This window comes from Arthrobacter sp. AOP29-A2-19, from assembly GCF_058138025.1.
The window spans coordinates 3,497,879-3,514,288 of the sequence record NZ_CM176894.1 but is presented as its reverse complement, the minus strand read 5'-3'; the positions used below and the strand labels follow the sequence as shown (position 1 = coordinate 3,514,288).

General features: G+C 67.2%; 16 protein-coding genes. 6 read left to right on the top strand and 10 right to left on the bottom strand.

The window, feature by feature from the left end; genetic code table 11:
- Positions 1-9: 9 nt before the first annotated feature.
- From dctA to AC3ZJJ_RS16250, 3 genes are all read right to left on the bottom strand, one after another.
- Positions 10-1,452 carry a C4-dicarboxylate transporter DctA gene (dctA, locus tag AC3ZJJ_RS16260; RefSeq protein WP_489892856.1) on the bottom strand — a complete coding sequence of 481 codons (1,443 nt, stop codon included), beginning with the start codon at positions 1,450-1,452 and terminating at the stop codon, positions 10-12.
- Between the two features lie 152 nt (positions 1,453-1,604).
- Positions 1,605-2,702: a tartrate dehydrogenase gene (locus AC3ZJJ_RS16255; protein WP_489892855.1), complete on the bottom strand. Its 1,098-nt coding sequence runs from the start codon at positions 2,700-2,702 to the stop codon at positions 1,605-1,607.
- A gap of 116 nt (positions 2,703-2,818) precedes the next feature.
- Positions 2,819-3,724 (bottom strand): LysR family transcriptional regulator, encoded by a 906-nt coding sequence (locus AC3ZJJ_RS16250; protein WP_489892854.1) that lies wholly within the window; start codon positions 3,722-3,724, stop codon positions 2,819-2,821.
- A 230-nt stretch (positions 3,725-3,954) separates the two neighbouring features.
- Between AC3ZJJ_RS16250 and AC3ZJJ_RS16245 the strand changes: the two genes are divergently transcribed.
- The 5 genes from AC3ZJJ_RS16245 (at position 3,955) to AC3ZJJ_RS16225 (ending at position 9,615) form a co-directional block, all read left to right on the top strand.
- Complete coding sequence (locus AC3ZJJ_RS16245) at positions 3,955-5,583, top strand: SLC13 family permease (RefSeq protein WP_489892853.1); 1,629 nt, start codon at positions 3,955-3,957, stop codon at positions 5,581-5,583.
- A gap of 1,435 nt (positions 5,584-7,018) precedes the next feature.
- Positions 7,019-7,621, top strand: a complete 603-nt coding sequence (locus AC3ZJJ_RS16240; RefSeq protein WP_489892852.1) for a recombinase family protein — start codon at positions 7,019-7,021, stop codon at positions 7,619-7,621.
- Between the two features lie 158 nt (positions 7,622-7,779).
- Complete coding sequence (locus tag AC3ZJJ_RS16235) at positions 7,780-8,088, top strand: hypothetical protein (protein ID WP_489892851.1); 309 nt, start codon at positions 7,780-7,782, stop codon at positions 8,086-8,088.
- A gap of 612 nt (positions 8,089-8,700) precedes the next feature.
- Positions 8,701-9,129 carry an NAD(+)--rifampin ADP-ribosyltransferase gene (gene arr / locus AC3ZJJ_RS16230; protein WP_489892850.1) on the top strand — a complete coding sequence of 143 codons (429 nt, stop codon included), beginning with the start codon at positions 8,701-8,703 and terminating at the stop codon, positions 9,127-9,129.
- A gap of 12 nt (positions 9,130-9,141) precedes the next feature.
- Entirely contained in the window at positions 9,142-9,615 is a 474-nt protein-coding gene (locus AC3ZJJ_RS16225; protein WP_489892849.1) for a DUF1990 family protein, read from the top strand.
- A 3-nt stretch (positions 9,616-9,618) separates the two neighbouring features.
- On the opposite strand, the gene AC3ZJJ_RS16220 is transcribed toward AC3ZJJ_RS16225, so the two are convergent.
- The 3 genes from AC3ZJJ_RS16220 to AC3ZJJ_RS16210 all read right to left on the bottom strand — a co-directional run bounded on the left by AC3ZJJ_RS16220 (position 9,619) and on the right by AC3ZJJ_RS16210 (position 11,983).
- Positions 9,619-9,966 (bottom strand): nucleoside triphosphate pyrophosphohydrolase family protein, encoded by a 348-nt coding sequence (locus AC3ZJJ_RS16220; protein WP_489892848.1) that lies wholly within the window; start codon positions 9,964-9,966, stop codon positions 9,619-9,621.
- A 77-nt stretch (positions 9,967-10,043) separates the two neighbouring features.
- Complete coding sequence (locus AC3ZJJ_RS16215) at positions 10,044-11,441, bottom strand: MFS transporter (RefSeq protein ID WP_489892847.1); 1,398 nt, start codon at positions 11,439-11,441, stop codon at positions 10,044-10,046.
- A gap of 56 nt (positions 11,442-11,497) precedes the next feature.
- Positions 11,498-11,983, bottom strand: coding sequence for a hypothetical protein (locus tag AC3ZJJ_RS16210; RefSeq protein WP_489892846.1), 486 nt, complete (start codon positions 11,981-11,983; stop codon positions 11,498-11,500).
- Positions 11,984-12,068: 85 nt separating this feature from the next.
- On the opposite strand from AC3ZJJ_RS16210, the gene AC3ZJJ_RS16205 reads away from it, so the two are divergent.
- On the top strand, positions 12,069-12,347 hold the full coding sequence (locus tag AC3ZJJ_RS16205) for a hypothetical protein (protein WP_489892845.1): 279 nt from the start codon (positions 12,069-12,071) through the stop codon (positions 12,345-12,347).
- 60 nt (positions 12,348-12,407) lie between these two features.
- On the opposite strand, the gene AC3ZJJ_RS16200 is transcribed toward AC3ZJJ_RS16205, so the two are convergent.
- The 4 genes from AC3ZJJ_RS16200 to AC3ZJJ_RS16185 all read right to left on the bottom strand — a co-directional run bounded on the left by AC3ZJJ_RS16200 (position 12,408) and on the right by AC3ZJJ_RS16185 (position 16,377).
- Positions 12,408-13,346, bottom strand: a complete 939-nt coding sequence (locus AC3ZJJ_RS16200) for an Fpg/Nei family DNA glycosylase (RefSeq protein ID WP_489892844.1) — start codon at positions 13,344-13,346, stop codon at positions 12,408-12,410.
- A 306-nt stretch (positions 13,347-13,652) separates the two neighbouring features.
- Positions 13,653-14,519, bottom strand: a complete 867-nt coding sequence (locus AC3ZJJ_RS16195; protein ID WP_489892843.1) for an Fpg/Nei family DNA glycosylase — start codon at positions 14,517-14,519, stop codon at positions 13,653-13,655.
- A 136-nt stretch (positions 14,520-14,655) separates the two neighbouring features.
- Positions 14,656-15,318 (bottom strand): GntR family transcriptional regulator, encoded by a 663-nt coding sequence (locus AC3ZJJ_RS16190; protein WP_489892842.1) that lies wholly within the window; start codon positions 15,316-15,318, stop codon positions 14,656-14,658.
- Positions 15,319-15,426: 108 nt separating this feature from the next.
- The gene (locus tag AC3ZJJ_RS16185; protein ID WP_489895875.1) at positions 15,427-16,377 is read right to left on the bottom strand and encodes a transketolase family protein; all 951 of its coding nucleotides are present in this window, start codon (positions 16,375-16,377) and stop codon (positions 15,427-15,429) included.
- Positions 16,378-16,410 lie beyond the last annotated feature (33 nt).

Below are 16,410 nucleotides of genomic sequence, written 5' to 3'. Positions count from 1 at the left end.
TGAAGGCGCTCATCGGGCCGAGGCCCCCACGAGCGGCTCGTCCCGGTCAGCAGTGGCGCTCGTGGCGTCGCCGGCCGGGACGGAGTTTCCGCCCCTGGACGGTGCGGTGTCGGCGTCGGACGCGGTGTCGGCGGTGGCGGATTCCAGTGGGCCCACGTCCTCCCCGTTGAAGACCCGGCGGACCCGGTCGATGTCCAGGGACTTGTCCCACCACGCGATGAACAGGGTGGCGACGGCGTTGCCGCAGAAGTTCACCAGGGCCCGGCACTCGGACATGAACTTGTCGATGCCGAAGATCAGCATGATGCCCGCCGCGGGGATGGTCCCCAGCGTGCTCAGCGTGGCGGTGAGCGCGATGAACCCGCCGCCGGCGACGCCCGCGGCGCCCTTGGAGGTGAGCAGCATGACCGCGAGCATTCCCAGCTGTTGGCCGATCGTGAGCTCCGTGTTGGTGGCCTGGGCGATGTAGACAGCCGCGAGAGAAAGGTAGATCGCGGCGCCGTCGAGGTTGAAGCTGTAGCCGGTGGGCACCACCAGGCCCACGGTCTCCTTTTTCACGCCGGCGTGCTCCAGCTTGCGCATCAGTCCCGGGAGCGCGGGTTCGGCGGTCGACGTCCCCAGGATCAGCAGGAGCTCCTCCTTGAAGTGCTTGAGCATCTTGAAGATGTTCAGCTTGAGGAAGGCCATGACCCCGCCGAGGACAACGACGACGAAGATGATGGACGTCCCGTAGAAGAGCAGGATCAGCCACCCGAGGCTGGAGAGCGTTTCGACGCCGTACTTTCCGACGGCGAACGCCATCGCGCCGAAGGCGCCCAGCGGGGCGGCCTTCATAATGAAGTTCAGGACCTTGAACACGATCGCCGTCAGCCGCTGGACGACGTCGAGCACGGGCTCGCCGATCTTGCCGACCGCGTTCAGGGCGATGCCGAAGATGACCGCCATAAAGATGATCTGCAGGATGTCGCCCTCGACGAAGGGTCCGGCCACGCTGCCGGGGATGATGTGGGTGAGGAACTCCCACCATTGCTGGTTCTCGCCCTTTTCGATCAGCTCCGCCGCCGTGCCGGTGGTCTCGATCTTGCTCGCATCGGCGTTGACGCCGTCGCCGAGCCGGAAGATGTTGATGGCGACCAGGCCCATGAGCATGGCCACGATGGTGCCGATCTGGAAGTAGCCGAGCGCCTTCAGCCCGGTCATCCCGACCCGCTTGAGGTCCGCGACGCTGGCGATGCCGCCGACGATGGTCAGGAAGACGATCGGCCCGATCAGCATCTTCATGGCCTCGACGAACGTGGTGCCGATCGGCTGCATCGCCTCGCCCGTCGCCGGCGCCAGCCAGCCCACACCGATGCCGATGACGATCGCGATCAGGACCCAGAAGTACAACTGGCGGTACCAGCGCTTTCGCGCGGCCGGCCGGAGGGCGTCGCTGTGCATGGTGTGGTCCATGATTCCTACCTCATTGTTGGAATAAGTCGCGCTCCGGGTCTCGTCCGTGCGGAGTCTGGGACTTGGGAAATGAAAGGGGGCCCCGAGGGGCACGTGCTTCGAGGGAAGTGCCCGGTCCGGGCGACTAGGACCGCCCGGACCGGAGTGTGGGGTCAGACCGTGGCGAGCTTGTCGCTCAGGGCCGCGACGATCGATTCGGTAACCTCGTCGGTGTCGGACTGCCCGCCGATGTCGCGGGTGAGGTGCCCGGCTGCCGTGGCGGTCTCGATGGCGGCCTCGACCTTGCGGGCCTCCTCGTGCAGGCCAAAGTGGTCGAGCATCAGCGCGGCGCTGGCGATCGCGCCGATCGGGTTGCTGATCCCCTGGCCGGCGATGTCGGGGGCGGTGCCGTGGACCGGCTCGAACATGCTGGGGAACCGGCGTTCGGGGTTCAGGTTGGCGCTGGCCGCCAGGCCGAGGCTGCCGGCGAGGGCGGAGCCGAGGTCGGAGAGGATGTCGGCGTTGAGGTTGGAGGCGACGACGACGGAGAGGTCCTCCGGGCGCAGGATGAACTTGGCGCTCATCGCGTCGACGAGCACGCTTTCGGTCTCGACGTCGGGGTAGTCCAGGGCGACGCGGTCGAAGACCTCGTCCCAGAGGACCATGCCGTACTGCTGGGCGTTGGACTTGGTGACGGAGGAGACCTTCTTGACCGTGCGCGTGCGGGCCAGGTCGAACGCGAAACGGATGATGCGCTCGCAGCCCTTCTCGGTGAAGAGCGCGGTCTGGAGGGCGACTTCGTTGCCCGGGCCGCGGCCGCTGAGGTTGCGGCCGCCGATGCCGGCGTACTCGCCTTCGCTGTTCTCGCGCACCACAACCCAGTCCAGTTCGGTGTCGTCGGCCTTGCGCAACGGGGACTGGACCCCTTCCAGGAAGCGGACGGGGCGGATGTTGGCCCACTGGTCGAAGTTCTGAGTGATGTTCAGGCGCAGGCCCCAGAGGCTGATGTGGTCCGGGACGTTTTCCCAGCCGACGGCGCCGAAGTAGATGGAGTCGAAGTCCTTCAGGGTCTCGAGCCCGTTGGGGTCCATCATGACGCCGTGCTCGGCGTAGTACTCGCAGCCCCAGGGGAACTCGGTCCAGTCGAAGGCGAACTTTCCGCCGGATTGCTGGGCGACGGTGTCCAGCACCCGGCGTCCTGCGGCGACGACCTCCTTGCCCACGCCGTCGGCGGGGATCGAGGCGATCTTGAAAACCTGGGTCTCGCTCATGTGTTGCTCTCCTAGTTGAACGTGTCCCGCATCACGTGTGCGGCGTTACGTTCAATTAGAGCGCCCGGAATTCATCGCGTCCAAGACCGAAAAGCCATAGGACGCATAGGCGGTACCTATTCTTCGTGGTCAGTGTGCTGGTCGGCGTAGTCCGCCGCAACGGCCAGGAACGCCCGCGCCGCGGGCGTCAGGTTGCTCGGCCGGCTGAGCACGGCGACGTGCAGCACGGACACCGGTTCGATGCCCATCACCCGGAGCCCGGACTGGCGTGCCAGCGGCGCCCAGGACGAGGGCATCACGGCGTGGCCGACGCCCGCCAGGACCAGGGGCAGCACCGATGTCCGGTGCGCGACCTCGACGGCGATCTCCACGTTCACGCCGCTGGCCAGGACGTCGTCGACGAGCGAGCGCATGAGGGATCCGCGCTGCGAGACGATGACCCGGTGGCCGCCCAGGTCCCCCGGCTCCAGGGAGTCCCGCTTCCCGAAGACATCCGCTTGGGGGTTGACGATGAGCACCAGGGGCTGGCGCTCGAGCTGCATCACGTCGACGTCGGGGACCTGGATGGGCCGGTCCGAGCCGAGGAGGCCGACCTCGACGCTGCCGTTCCGGACGGACGCCACGACATCCTCGGGCGTGAACGCGGCGTCGACACTGACCGTGACGGACGGGTGCAGGCGCGTGTACGTGGCGATCATGGACGTCAGCGGCTCGATTCCCGGTGAGGGCATGGCCGTCAGTTCGAGTCGGCCGCTGCGCACGCCCTTCAGCGCGTCGAGGGCGGATCGGGCCGCGTCCAGGTCGCGTACGACGAGCCGGGCCGGACCCACGAGCTCCTTGCCGGCGTCGCTGAGCACAACGCGGCGGCCCACCCGGTGGAACAGCGGGACGCCGACCTCCTGCTCCAGGGTCTTGATGGTCTGCGACAAGGACGGCTGCGCGATGAGCAGCTGCCCGGCCGCCCGGCTGAACCCCTGGTGGTCCACCACCGCCAGAAAGTACTTGAGTTGCCTGACATCCATGCGGTCTTCCCCGTTTCCAGGGCCGCCCATCGGGCGGGGCGGCCAACACCCATTATGTGCCTGCGCAAAAGCGGCGCGCCCGGCCAATGGGTGACGGGCCGGCCGCGCGGGAGCCTCCAGCCGTCGGGCGTCGTATTGCCTTTGCCTATGCGGACGGTAGGTAACCGGTCTTAGACGTGACCCAGATCACGGGTGCATGGTGGGATTCACCCATCGACCGGAGGACGAGGATGTCCAGCAATTCACCTGCCCCCCTGCAACCATCGACTTCGCCCAAGCGAACCGACGTCACGGCCGCCCTGCTGGGCGGGAAGACGTTCCGGAGCCTGAGCGAACAGACCCTGTCGCCACGGGAGGAGAAGTTCGAGCGCGCCCGCCAGACATTGGGGTTCTTCCTGGCCCCGGCGGTGGCGATCGTCTTCGCGCTCCTGCCCACGGCGATGGACCCGACGCAACAGCTCCTGGCCGCGATCCTTTTGGGCGTGATCATCCTCTGGATCTGCGAACCCGTGCCCATCCCGGTGGGAGGACTCATCGGCGTCGCCGCCGTCGTGATCCTGGGGGTCGCGCCGGCCGCCGACGTGTTGAGGCCTTTCGGCTCGACGACGATCTTCACGTTCATCGGCGCGTTCATCCTGGCCCAGGCGATGCTCAAGCACGGCATCGCGCAACGGTTGGCCTTCGCCGTCCTCTCCATCCCCGGCGTCGCCAAGTCCACCTACCGCATCATCATCGCGTTCGGCGTGATTACCTGCCTTCTCTCGGCCTTCGTCTCCAACACGGCCACGGTGGCCATGCTCATGCCCACCGCCCTGGGCATCCTGGCCGTCATCGCCCAACTCATGCAGGACCGGGGAATCGTGAAGGCCGACTTCGACCCGCTCCGGCTGCGGGTCGGGGCCGCGCTGATGCTCATGCTGGCCTACGGCGCCAGCGTCGGCGGCCTGCTTACCCCGGTGGGTTCCCCGCCGAACCTCATCGGACGCGGCCTCATCGAGGAGGCCACCGGGGAACGCATCTCCTTCGCCCAGTGGGCCGCGACCGCCGCGCCCCTGTGCCTGGCCATGTTCGTCGTCCTTGCGCTCGTCATGTTCCTGCTGAACAAGCCGGAGATCCGCAACATCAGTGGCGTCGACGAGTTCATCCGCGAACAGAAGGCCGCCCACGGCAAGATGAAGCGCGCGGAGGTCAACACCCTGGTCGCGTTCGGCTTCACCGTGACCCTCTGGCTGCTCCCCGCGGTGGCCAGCCTCTTCCTCGGCACGGACTCGGACCTCTACATCTTCCTCGACGACCGCCTTGACGAGGGCATCGTCGCGGTGCTCGGAGCCTCGCTGCTGTTCATCCTCCCCACCGACTGGAAGAAGCGCCAAGCCACCCTCACGTGGTCCGACGCCGCCAAGATCGACTGGGGAACGATCATCCTCTTCGGCACCGGCATCATCTTCGGCTCCCTCCTGGCGGCCACCGGCCTCGCCGAGACCATCGGAACCACCGCCTCCCAGAGCCTGGGCATCACCAACGTCGTCACGATCACCGCGTTCTCGGTGATCCTGGCCATCCTGATCTCGGAGACAACCAGCAACACCGCCTCGGCCGCCGTCGTCGTTCCCATCGTCATCCCGCTCTGCATGGCGATGGACGTCGACCCCTTCGTCCCAGCCCTGGCCGCGACGTTCGCGGCGTCCTTCGGCTTCATGCTCCCGGTGTCCACGCCACAGAACGCCATCGTCTACGGCTCGGGCACGGTGCCCATCACCAGAATGATCCGCACCGGCCTGGTCTTCGACATCCTCGGTGCCATTCTCATCATCAGCATCGTCCCCATCATGGTCGCCGTTACCGGCATCGGCGGGTAACCGCCAGCCAAACGACCGAAAACACACCTACCCGTGGACGTGAAGTAACGGCGCCGCGGCCCACTACGAGTGTGGGCCGCGGCGCCATCGATCCGAACGGATTGCGTCTTGCGACCGACAGAATGCACGTGTCTCAGGAGCTCGGGAACAGGCGAATTGCGGCCGCCTCATAGATGGTCGCTTGCAACCGCTGGGTCGAGACGCCTCCCTCTGCTGCCGCGTGCATGGAATACCCGCGCTGCCTCCGGGCATGACACCTATCCCCGCGCGTGCGGCTCACGCCCGTGCTCAAGGAACGCCCATAACTGGTCCCGCTCGGCACCCGTGACAGTCACGACTTCGAAGTCGACCTCGCTACCCCCGCCGGGCTCGAATGTGCGGAAGTGGCCACCGCGTAATTCCTCCACTACGGGCCAGTCAGGCCCGTAGTCCTCCTCGCAATACTCGTGGCGCCCATCCAACCAATGCACCTGGGACCACATCTGTTCCTGCCTGATCCCAAGCAGCGGAAAGGACCGCATAGGCATGACGGACGTGGTTATCCACCCCACAGCCGCACCGTCACGAGAGAGCTTCCAAACCGAGTTCCGGAACGCGTCCAAAGCCGGGTCTTTCGGCCAGTCCTTCTCGTCAAACCACTTGTCGAGCCATCCCATGTACCAGTTCTAGCAGCCCATCGCGCTCGTCGGCGCGGCGCGAAGCCAGGAGTCGGGCGGCATGCCTCGATTGATCCTGATTCTTGTCAGGCCGCCCGGCTGCTCTTACCTTGCAGATAGTCGATCGCGCCACGTTGGTGAGGCACGCGAGAGCCACGGGATGGCTCCCCGGCGTAGACCGTTACATGCCGGCGAGTTGCGCTCTTGCTTTGGTCCATGGCCTGGACAAGGATCGGCCTGTGCTCGGTTAGGAGCGCAGCGGCTTATTTCCGCGCACACTGAGACCCGAGGCGCAGATGACATTACGGTTGGTTCTTCACTCAAGCCCGCGCCCTCTCTCCGCGTATTCGTCACCCTGTATGCAGGCGGCCCCCCGACCGTCGGCGGGAGATTCAAGGTGAAGCACCTGTCGTGGACCGGAATCGTCCTACTTTCGATGGTCCTGATCCTTGTTGCTGCCTTGATCGGAGCCCTATTGGTCGGGCTCTTTCCGCAGACGTCGCAAATCTTCCTTCTGCCGACCAGCATTGCTATCGGCGTGATCATAAGCATGGCTGTGAAAAAGAACGCACGAAAATAGCACTGGGACCTACCGGGAACTTGAAGTCAGCACACAGTCGCCGAAAGTGCCTCGCAATCGACAAAAATCAAGACGTAGCCCCGCGATTCCGGGCATCCGCGAGAGCCCACCGGATTGCACTCTCGCCACCATGCATCGCAACCCACTGGCCGACTTAAGCTGGCCAACCACACTAGCGAGACAGTCGGAGGACAGAGAAATGCGCAAACTCATCGGGTACGCACGGGTCTCAACCCGCGCCCAGGACACGGACCGGCAGACCGCGGATCTGATCGCGGCAGGCGTTCGCCGGGACGACATCTACGTTGATCGTGGAGTCAGCGGCGCACGCGAGCGGAGGCCCGAGTTCGACAGGGCGCTGGACGCGCTGGAGCCGGGCGACACTCTGGTCGTGACCACCTTGGATCGCCTCGGGCGCTCAACGGCGAACATGCTCAATCTCGCCGAACAGCTCACGAACGGAGGAACGCACCTGCGCGTCCTGAACCTCGGAGGAGGTGACATCGACACCGGATCGCCCATGGGCGCCATGCTCTTCACCATCACCGCCGCCCTCGCGCAGATGGAGCTGGAGGTCAAGCGGGAACGCATCATCGACTCGATCACAAAGCGCCGGGCCGCCGGCCTCGACCTTGGCGGTCGCCGCCCGATCTTCACGGACAGCCAGATCGCCAATGCCCGGCGGCTCCTCGACTCCGGCCAGCCCGCCACTCACGTTGCCCGGGACCTCGGCATGTCCCGGGCCACCTTGTACCGCAGGATGGCCTGCCTCGACGCCAAGGAGTGGATCAAGACCTACTAGGCAAAGAACGCGCAGACGACGGGCTCCGGACCATCCGCCGGAGCCATCGCCACCCAGCCGGGCAAGTCGCCAAATGCCCTGGCGCGCATCCCTCCCCTGCGCCTCCTTGCGGGGTCAAAATGGCTACGACAGGATGCGGATTCCGCTCGATCTCCAACATGAGGAGCAAGACGTTGGACAGCCACGAGGAGCAACAGCTCAGGACGCTGGTGGAGGCCCTGCAGGCGTCGTTCATCGCGTCCGGCGAGTTATGGGTCGCCTATCTCGGTCTGGGCGGACTTGCCGACCAGGCGGAGGTCGAGGCGCACATCCACGGGCTCCTGTCCCTTCCGGCCCTAGAGTGCGATCTCCTGGCCGAGGCGGCCAACGAGCTCATCGCAGCGATTCCGCCGCTTCCGCGGGCCGCCTACAGCAACGATCCCGTTCTCGATTCCTCAACCGCCACGTCCGTCTCCCCGCCTGAATAAACCGCGGCCCGTCAGATCTGCAGGTTGCCGCCCACCTGACCCCCATGGGGGCGGTCCATAACGGTTGATGCAGTCCGATACCGATCCTGCATCTTCGCCCCGACGGCGGCCTGGGCACTGGTAGACAGGAAGTCAAGGGGCGGGCACGGATTCCACGCGCCCTCTGAAGCAGTGGCCGCAAGTGTGACAACTCGCTGGTCCGGGCCCGCCCCCCACTTCCTGCTGAGGGTCAATCCGCAGCGCGCGGACCACCCGATCGAGTAACGGAGGGCACCATGTGCTCAGGCGCCTGGATGCCGGTGTGCATGCCTATCGCGGAAAGGAGAAGGCGCCCTGCCGTTTGGGGGCCGGAGGGCGCCTTCTGGCGTGCGCCGGACACTTGGGGGGTCGACAGCGCACGCGGTGCGTCGGGGTCTTGGGGGAAACCCGACGCGGCCCCCATACTGCCCTTATTTCACGACTGCCACAAATGACACAGTCTTCACATCACGGCACCGGAATGACAAATTGGGAAAGTTGGGGTCGCATCAAGTGAATTGCGGGCGCCTTGGCGTCCGCGCACAATAGGCCTTCTCGCCCGAAGGCGAAACCACGATTGCGGGGAGGAGACGCATGGAGAACGAATCGACACCGACGGTGGCCAAGGACGCTGGCCCCTTTTTTCACGGAACGATGGCCGCCCTGAAGGTTGGGGATTTGGTGAAGCCCGGTCACGACTCGAATTTCGGGGAGCGCAGGATGGCGAACTTCGTCTATCTGACGGCCACACTGGATGCGGCCACATGGGGCGCCGAACTCGGGGTGGGCGAGGGGCCGGGCCGCATCTATCGGGTGGAGCCCACGGGGCACTTCGAGGACGACCCCAACCTCACTGACCAGAAGTTCCCGGGCAACCCGACGCGGTCGTACCGCACCCGCGACCCCCTGCGCGTCGTCGACGAGGTCCGGGACTGGGAACCGCACTCCCCCAACGCGCTCCAACACATGCGGGACCGACTCGATGAACTCAAGCGGCTCGGCGTCGAGGCGATCAATGACTGACGCGAGTGCCGCATGACAACTCCAGGGCTGAGCACGTGGCCGCCGAGCGACCCAAAGTTCAAGCGGTCCGAGGTGACGGCAACCGTGGGTGTTGGCGACCCCGTGTGGGAGAGGGCCGCCGACCAAGTGCTGCGGTGGACGGTGAAGACCAGAAGCGGGTTCACCGTGGACTCCCCGGGCCCGGTGTCGCCCGGGGACAGGGCTTTGGTGACGGCACGCCTTCTCGGCGCCACGGTCGTCGAGCCGGTGGAGGTCGTGGCGGTGGTGCGGGAGCCGGACCGGGTTGGATTCGCGTACCGCACGCTGCCGGGGCACCCCGTGGACGGCGAGGAGGCGTTCATCGTCCACAGGGACGGCGACCAGGTGCGCCTGACTATCCGCTCGTTGACGCGCGCGGCGCCGCGGCAACCCTGGCGGGTACTCTTCCCGCTGCTGCGGATCGTGCAGCGGGCCGTCCGGCGGCGCTACCTGCGCGCCCTTCGCTGAACGTCAGCCCTTGACGGCGCCCTCGAGGCCCGCCTGGATCTTGTCCAGCGTTGTGTTGAAAGCATCGGTCATGTCGACGCCCACACGGTCGGCCAGGACAAAGATCCACCACAACGATTCCGCCAGCTTGTGTTCGAGTTCCGCCGCGGGATCACCCTCGATGTCCCAGGTTCCGTCACGGGCCAAGAGCAGGCGCCCGATGTGGCCGACGTCGTTTGCGAAGCCCAGCATCAATTCGTGATCGGACCAGACCTTCCCGTTCAGGCGCTGCTCCAAAATTTCGTAGAGGGCGCGGACCTCCAGGGCACGGTCGCGGGCGTCCGCGAGGGTTGCATGTTTGGGGTTCGGCATTTGTTTCCTTCGTTGGGTGGATGTTCCTTGAACGCGACCGGGGACGAAAATATTCTTGCCGCAGCCCCGCGCGCCCACTACGGCACGGGCGCGCCGTCCGGGGCCGCGGCGTAAGCGAGCGAAAGCCGACGGTAGGACCGGGTGAGCATGGCGCCGAATGCCAGGAAAATGGACGCGATACCGGACACCAGGAACACCAGCGCGATACCGCGGGCCTCCCCCTCGCCCAACAGCCACGACCAGTCCTGCCGCCCCGACTCCGAATCCATGTAAGGGATGATCCAGAACTCCGCCAGCGGCGCGATCAGGAAAGCCGTGACCGGCGCGGCCGCCGACTCGAAGGTCATGGCGAAGCCGAAGACCCGTCCTTGCGTGGCATACGGGACGACCTTTTGGATCACGGTCTGTTCCGCAGCCTCGACGGCCGGGATGATCATCATGTAGATCCAGATGCCCGCGGCGTAGAGCCACCACCACTCGCGCAACGCAAAGGTGGCGCCGAGCACGCCGGTGCAGGCCACGAGGACGAGCATGGTGCGGATGGGATTCCTGCCCAGCCCGAACTTGGCCACCAAGCCCCCGCCGATGAGGAAGCCGGTGGCCGTCACCCCGAGCACCACACCCCAGATCTCCACCGGGAAGATCGTCAACCCGTAGGGGTCCATCAGCGCCATGAACACGCCGCCGGTCAGGTTGTTGAAGGTGGTGAAGAGGATCAGCGCGAACAGGCCCCGCGTGGCGCGGACCGCGGCCACGCCCGCGCGCAGTTCGGCGAAACTCTCACGTTCCGCGGCCCGCACGATCTTGGGCTCCGGGATGGATATGGTCAGCAGGTGCGCCAGGACAACAAGGCAGGCCGCCAGCGCAATGACGATCGTGCCGCCCATGCCGAGCATGCCGATGGCGAGGCCGCTGAAGACGCTGGTGGCCATAAACGCGAGCCCCTGCACTGCGCCGACCAGGCCGTTGGCCTTCGCGCGGCGATCGGCCGGGACCAGCAGGGTCACGGTGGTGGACAGCGCGATGTTTCGGAGCTGTTCGACGACGGCCCCCACGAGCACCACCAACGCGAAGACCCAGAACCAGATTCCGGCCAGGCTTAGCAGGTCCTCCTCCGGCACCAGCAGGAAGATGAGCCCGGCGGCGGCGAAGCAGGCCACCGTGAACAGCGTGGAGCCAAGCATCACCGCGCGTTTGCGGTAGCGGTCCACGAGCACGCCGAAGAACAGGCCGAAGAAGGCCACCAGCAGCATGTAGGCCCCGCCGATGAGCCCGGTGGCGAGCACAGACCGCGTCTCCAAGTAGACCCAGAAGGTCAGCGCAAACCAAAGGAAGCTGGTGACGACGTTCGCCAACGCGGTGTTGACGAGCACGTGCATGAATGCGCGGTGCCCGCTTGGCGGTGGAGCCTCACCGCTACTGGCCTCCGCGCCCGCCGTCCCGACGGGCGCGGATGAGGTGTCCTCGTGCGACATGCCCCTAGCTTAGATCCCGGGGCCGACGCCTTGGCAGCCCTCGCCCGGGCCGTTCGCTAGATGCGGGCGGCCGAGCTGTCCGGATCGTCCTCGGGGTTCCAGGCGCCGCGCGGGGAGGTCCCGGCCGGCGGCACCTGCTCCACGCGGGGAGTCCGGGCATACCGCCACGCGGCCACCCCCGCCGACGCCGCGACGGCGAGCGCGGCAGCCAACAGCCATGCGGTCCACGTCGACGACCGGCCAGACCGCGCCGGAACCGTTGCGGCCTTCTCGGCCCTAGGAACAGCCCGCTGAAGGCCTTCATGGATGCGTGGGGTCACCGACTCGACCCCCTCGGCGAGTTCGTCCGCCAAGCGGCGCACCACCGCCTGGATCCGCGGGGACGCCGATTCGACGCCGGCATCCAAGCCCAGGACCGCCCTCTGCAGCGCCGCCTCGACGCCGGGGGTTGCCCACTCCTTCCCCTTCGCCAGCCGCAGCGCGAGGCTTTCCGACAGCTGGCGGGCTCGAGCGTTCTGGACCAGGGCTTCCGCAGTGCGCATGGTGTCTCCTCCGTGTTCCGAATGCCCACAGCGTACGGTGGACGGCGTCCGCGAAACAGGGCAACGGCCGCCGAACCGAAAGTCCGTGCACGGCGTTTACACCGTGCCGACGCTGGCTTACATTGAGGGCCTTGCACGCAACCAGACGGAGGACGCGATGAACCGGAACGACGAGCTCGGCGACGGTGCCGACATTCGGGAGGAAAGGTCCGGCGGCACCGACGGCGAGAAACTGGAGGCCGACGGCCTTGAGGATCAGGGCGGAGCCGGGGCGAGGGAGGACGACGACGCCACGGACGGCCGGAAGATCCGCGCCGACGCGTTGCGGGACGGGAATTCGAACGACGACGACGCCCGGGAATAGCGGCCGCCAGCCCGCCGGCACGGGAAGGCTATTGATCCCACCGAGCGCAGGACATCGGCGTCATCGCCGCTTGGGAACCAGCCCCTGACTACGCCCTCCCTCCGGGTTCCACACCGCCCGCTTGGCAGGCAGGGGTTGGCACTGCTGGCACCAGAAGAGATCGTGTCCCCCGAGGTCCGGGACGCCGCCGGACTGCGCGGCGAGGGCGGCCGTGCGCGGTGCCAGATACGCGGGGAGCCTGCCGCCGAACTCGTGGACGACGGGAACGTTGCACCGCGGGCACGGAAGGCCGCCGCGGCCAAACACCCAGTACGGGGCGCCATGTCCGTGGGACGCCGTTTGCCGCCGGGCGTGGTCCCTGTTGGCGTTCATCAGGCCGTGGGCGATCTCGACGATGCGCGGCAGGTCCGCGACGTCGCCGACCGAGGCGTGTGGATTCACGCCCGCCGTAAAAAGCACCTCCGCACGGTAGACGTTTCCCAGGCCGGCGATGAGCCGCTGGTCGACCAGCGCCGCGCCGATCGGACGGGCGGGGTCCAGCGCGAGCCTGCGTGCGGCCTCGACCGGATCCCAAGAGTGGCCGAGCGGATCCGGTCCGAGGTGTCCCACGGCCTCCGGTTCGCGGACGGTGGGAAAGACGCGGAGGACGTCGAGGTCGATCCCGACGGCCTGGAAGTCGCGGTTCCTCAGCACGCAGAGGGCGTTGCGGATAGGGGAACGGGCGCGCTCCCCCGTGGCGTACACGTCCCAGCGCCCTCCCGAGGAGAGAAGCGAGTGGACCGTCGCATCCGCGACGCGTATGAGTAGGTGTTTGCCGCGCGAGACCACGGAACCGACCTTCAGCCCATTCAGGTCGAAAGCGTGGTGCTCTGGCGTCCGGAACGCCGTGTGCTCCAGGATCTTGCCGGTCAGCGCGGCGTCGAGTCGCCTTGCCGCCTGGTGGACGGTGTCGCCCTCTGGAACGCGGCCCAGCATCCTGAGCTTCGAAAGGTCTTCCATCGAACTGGCGCAGCTTTCGGAGAGGGCGAACGGGGTCGGTCCGGGCAGAGAATCACCGCGGGAACATGGCAAACGCCACTGCCTTACAGCGTAAGGCCATGCCGCGGGGATTCCAAGAGAATGCACAGGTAGGACGAGCGACGCCGGTCTACCCCTCCGCCGCGTCGTTGGCTAGGCTCGGTGCTCCTGCAAGGGCGGCTCTGCGCGCGGCGCCATGCGGACGTAACGAAGGCCCCGGCCCAATCCAGGTCTGGGGCCTTCGCGCACGGCCCCCGTCGCCGACCCGCACTCGACGGATCCGGTCCGTTACGTGCCGTCGGCCGCCGGCTGACACTGCGGGCACCAGAACACGTGCCGCCCGCCGGTCTCCTCGAAGTCACCCTGTTCCGCCTCGAGCATCGTGCCCTCCTGCGCCGCCGGGGCGGCGCGGCGCGGCACACGGGGTACCTTCCCCAGGGTGCCCTGGACGACGGGCGATCCGCAGCGCAGGCAACCGAGTCCCGCGCGGCCGTACACCCAATGCCTCTCCCCGCTCGAGCGTGGGGCGGTCAGGCGCCTGGCCCGGTCCTTGTTCGAGTTCAGGAGCTCGCGGGCCACGTCCACGAGTCGTGGCAGGTCCTCCAGCAGCCCCGTGGGAGTGTGAGGGTTGGTGTGCGTCATGGCCAGCACCTCGGAACGGTAGACGTCGCCGATCCCGGCGATCAGCCGCTGGTCCAGCAAGGCAAGCCCGATCGGCCGGTCGGGGTCCAACACAAGACGACGAGCGGCCTCGACCGGGTCCCAAGAGTGGCCCAACGGGTCCGGGCCCATGTGCCGAAGCGCGACGGGTTCGTCGCTGGCGCGGATGACGCGCAGGAACCCAAGGTCGAATCCCGCTGCCAGGAAGTCGGCGTTCCTGAGCACACATGTGGCCTGGGGCAGTGGCGTCCGCGACCGCTCGCCGGGGGCATAGGCCTCCCAGCGTCCGCCCAGGCCAAGGTTCGTGTAAATACACAGGCGGCCGACCCGAATGAGCACGTGCTTACCACGCGACACGACCGAACCCACTCGGCAGCGGGACAGATCGAGCGCGGCGTAGGGCAGGTCGCGGAACACGCTGCCCGTGAGGACCCGGCCGGACAGGGCCGCGTCAAGCCTCCGCGCGGCCTGATACACGGTGTCTCCCTCAATCACAACGCCGCACACCCCATCCCAGTCCCCCCACTCGGTCGGCAAGAGCTTCCCATGGGACGACCCCCGGAACAAGGCTTATTTCAATCCACTTGATCAACGGCGACTTTCCGCTGACGGGGATCGGGGCGTGGCTGCGCTAGCTGGTCACCAGCACGTCTGCGGCGCTGTCCATGTGCGTCTTGATGACGCTCGCGGCAAGTCCCGAATCGGCCGAGTCGATGGCGTCGACGATCTCCGCGTGCCGCTCGACGCTCATGTTTTTCACGCCGCGCTCCATGCCGCCCCACATGATGGACATGCGGATGCTGCCCTCCAGCTGCTCCCAGGCGTGGAGAAGGGGCTCGTTGCCGGTGAGCCTGCACAGGACGCGGTGGAACTCGAGGTCGGCCTCCACCCCGCGCTCGATGCCGTGCTTCGCCTCATCGTCCATGTGGCGCAGGGCATCCCTCAATGCGCCGACGGCAGCGGTGCGGTCGCCGAGCGTGCAGAGCAGCTGCGCCGCAAGGGTCTCGAGGGCGGCCCGGACCGCGAAAATGTCGCGGATCTCCTTCGCGTCCAGGTTCCTGACGGCCAGGCGGCCGCGGGCGCCGGCCGCGACCAGCCCCTCCTGCTGGAGCTGTCGGAGCGCCTCGCGGAGCGTGCCGCGGCTGATGTTAAGCATCTCGGAGAGCTCCGTCTCCACCAGGTGTTTGCCGGGCGGGATCTCGCCGGTGGTGATCGCCCGGCGCAGCGCCGTGAGCGCCTGCTGGCGGAGGCTGGTCTTCTCCAGCCCCAACAACGACATCGCCTCTGCGACCATGGCTTCCCGCCTTCCGGATCCGGTGTCGACCGTCGACATCCGCACGTTCTCGTTCGATCCTAGACCCGGCCCGGGGCCCACGGAACGCCGCGGACCCCGCGCCGGCGCTCAGAGTTCGCCGAGGACCCGTTCCACAATGCGGTCCACGGACAGTCCGTACCGGTCGTGGAGCGTGGGCAGGGCCCCCGCGTGGAGGAACTCGTCGGGCAGGGCTACGGGGACGACGCGCTTGCCGATGCCGGACTGGACGACGGCGGAGGCCACCGTCTCGAAAAGCCCCCCGACGACCGAGTGGTTTTCCAGGGTCACGGCGAGCCGGTCCGTGTCCAGTTCCCGCAGGACGGTCTCCGTGTCGAAGGGCTTGATCGTCGGGGCGTGGACCACCGCGACGTCGACATTGTGCTTGGCGAGCTCCTTGGCGGCGGAGAGCGCGCGCATGGTCATCAGCCCGCTGGACACAAACACGACGTCGGCGCCGCCGCGGAGGACCTTCGCCTTGCCGAGCTCGAACGAGTAGCCGTACTCGTCCAGGACGGTGGGCACGTTGCCGCGCAGGAGGCGCAGGTAGGTGGGCCCCTCGCTGGCCGCGAGCTGCGGAACGGCCTGCTCGATGTCCACGGAGTCGCAGGGGTCCACGATGGTCAGGTTGGGCATGCCGCGGAAGATCGCCATGTCCTCCGTGGCCTGGTGGCTGGGTCCGTAGCCGGTGGTGAGCCCCGGGAGGCCCCCGACGACGTTGACGTTGAGGTTCGGCTCGGCCGCGTCGAGGCACAGGAAGTCGTACGCTCGGCGGGCGGCGAAGACCGAGTAGGTGGACGCGAAGGGCACCAGCCCGGTCTGGGCCATCCCTGCCGCGGCGCCGAGCAGGAGCTGCTCGGCCATGCCCATCTGGAAGAACCGCTCAGGGAACGCCTGCGCGAAGATGTGCATGTCCGTGTACTTGCCCAGGTCCGCGGTGAGCCCAACGATCGCGGGGTTTTCCTCCGCTGCCTTGACGAGGGCGTGGCCGAACGGGGCCGACGCGGTCTTCTGGCCGGGGTCCGCGAACGAGGCGATCATGGCCGAGGTCTTCAGCCTGGCCTTCGCTGGTGT

Coding starts and splice junctions, on each gene's coding strand:
- AC3ZJJ_RS16220 (WP_489892848.1), bottom strand. CDS start 9,966: ATGCCGAACCCCAAACATGCAACCCTCGCGGACGCCCGCGACCGTGCC.
- dctA (WP_489892856.1), bottom strand. CDS start 1,452: ATGGACCACACCATGCACAGCGACGCCCTCCGGCCGGCCGCGCGAAAG.
- AC3ZJJ_RS16225 (WP_489892849.1), top strand. CDS start 9,142: ATGACAACTCCAGGGCTGAGCACGTGGCCGCCGAGCGACCCAAAGTTC.
- AC3ZJJ_RS16235 (WP_489892851.1), top strand. CDS start 7,780: ATGAGGAGCAAGACGTTGGACAGCCACGAGGAGCAACAGCTCAGGACG.
- AC3ZJJ_RS16210 (WP_489892846.1), bottom strand. CDS start 11,983: ATGCGCACTGCGGAAGCCCTGGTCCAGAACGCTCGAGCCCGCCAGCTG.
- arr (WP_489892850.1), top strand. CDS start 8,701: ATGGAGAACGAATCGACACCGACGGTGGCCAAGGACGCTGGCCCCTTT.
- AC3ZJJ_RS16255 (WP_489892855.1), bottom strand. CDS start 2,702: ATGAGCGAGACCCAGGTTTTCAAGATCGCCTCGATCCCCGCCGACGGC.
- AC3ZJJ_RS16185 (WP_489895875.1), bottom strand. CDS start 16,377: ATGATCGCCTCGTTCGCGGACCCCGGCCAGAAGACCGCGTCGGCCCCG.
- AC3ZJJ_RS16215 (WP_489892847.1), bottom strand. CDS start 11,441: ATGTCGCACGAGGACACCTCATCCGCGCCCGTCGGGACGGCGGGCGCG.
- AC3ZJJ_RS16245 (WP_489892853.1), top strand. CDS start 3,955: ATGTCCAGCAATTCACCTGCCCCCCTGCAACCATCGACTTCGCCCAAG.
- AC3ZJJ_RS16200 (WP_489892844.1), bottom strand. CDS start 13,346: ATGGAAGACCTTTCGAAGCTCAGGATGCTGGGCCGCGTTCCAGAGGGC.
- AC3ZJJ_RS16190 (WP_489892842.1), bottom strand. CDS start 15,318: ATGGTCGCAGAGGCGATGTCGTTGTTGGGGCTGGAGAAGACCAGCCTC.
- AC3ZJJ_RS16250 (WP_489892854.1), bottom strand. CDS start 3,724: ATGGATGTCAGGCAACTCAAGTACTTTCTGGCGGTGGTGGACCACCAG.
- AC3ZJJ_RS16240 (WP_489892852.1), top strand. CDS start 7,019: ATGCGCAAACTCATCGGGTACGCACGGGTCTCAACCCGCGCCCAGGAC.